This window comes from Cellvibrio sp., assembly GCF_053579595.1.
Genome location: NZ_JBRFPI010000233.1, coordinates 5,756 through 7,259, shown reverse-complemented (window position 1 = coordinate 7,259; position 1,504 = coordinate 5,756). Strand labels below are relative to the sequence as shown.

1 protein-coding gene is annotated in these 1,504 nt (G+C 50.9%); it reads right to left on the bottom strand.

The features are described from left to right. Positions 1 to 1,265: ribonucleotide-diphosphate reductase subunit beta (locus ACWA6V_RS14185; RefSeq protein ID WP_449523106.1), on the bottom strand; the 1,265-nt coding region annotated here is incomplete at its 3' end. Positions 1,266 to 1,504 lie beyond the last annotated feature (239 nt).

Here is a 1,504-nt window from a genome sequence, read left to right as displayed (position 1 = left end):
GTCTCAAAGAAATTCTTCTCCTTACGCAAATCCATAATCTCACTCATCCACGGGAATGGATTCTGTGCGCCTGGGAATTGTTCTTTCAAGCCAACTTGTGAGCAGCGGCGGTTGGCGATGAAGTGGAGGTATTCTTCCATCATCGCGGCATTCATGCCGAGTACACCGCGTGGCATAGAATCGCGGGCGTATTGGATTTCTAACTCGGTGCCTTCCAGAATCATTTGGATAACTTCTTGTTGGAATTCTGCAGTCCACAAGTGCGGGTTTTCCAATTTGATTTGGTTGATTACATCGATACCAAAATTCAAATGCATGGATTCATCGCGCAGGATGTATTGGAACTGTTCGGCAACGCCGGTCATTTTGTTGCGGCGGCCCATGCTGAGGATTTGACTGAATCCGCAGTAGAAGAAAATACCTTCGGTCACTACATAAAACGCGACGAGGTTGCGCAGCAATTCCTGATCAGTTTCTGGTGTGCCGGTGGTGAAGGTTGGGTCGCCCAGTGTTTGGGTGTGTTTCAAACTCCATGCGGCTTTGTTCGCAACGCTTGGCAATTCGCGGTACATGTTGAAGATTTCGCCTTCATCCATGCCCAGCGATTCAATGCAATATTGATAGGCGTGAGTGTGGATCGCTTCCTCGAATGATTGACGCAAAATGTATTGGCGGCATTCGGGGTTGGTGATCAAACGGTAAATCGCGAGTACGAGGTTGTTCGCTACCAATGAGTCAGCAGTAGAGAAGTAACCGAGGCTGCGCATCACAATGCGGCGCTCGTCATCGGTCAGGCCGTCTTTGCTGCGCCAGGTGGCGATGTCCGCGGTCATGTTGACTTCTTGTGGCATCCAGTGGTTGGAGCAGCCATCAAGGTATTTTTGCCATGCCCAGTCGTATTTGAAGGGAACGAGTTGGTTCAAGTCGGCGCGGCAGTTGATCATGCGCTTTTCATCTACCTGAATACGCGCTGCGCCCATTTGCAATTCTTCCAAGCCGGGAGCTGGATCAAGTGCGGCGAGGCTCGCGCGCGCTTTGGCGAGTTCAGGGCTGATGCCTTCTTCTTTGGCGGCTGCAGCAAAGGCGGTATTAACGGCTTGTGCATCGGCAGCGGCGCTTGCTTGAGTCGCTTGTGCTTGTGCAATTTGCGCTTGGGTTTGTTGCACGACTGGCTCGGCAGCTTTGCTCAATGCATTGCTAATCGCGTCCTGACGGGCGGTTTCTCTTACGGCTTCTTCGCTGTCGAATTCATCCCAACTTAGCATGTGATCCTCGTTCTCTCTGTGTTGTTTACCAACAAATATTTTTCGTTTTATCGATGTATAGCGTCGTCACGAGCGACGGTAGATCAAGGCGAAGATGCTGTAAAAAAGCGGAGTTTACTTTTTCGTAAATGAGCATTTTTTACAGCGTCTTCAACGCAGAGCTACCGAGCGCAGTAGGCGCTACTGGCAGGCTTCGCAATCCGGATTGTCTATCGAACAGGCCAAAGGCACTGGCGCTG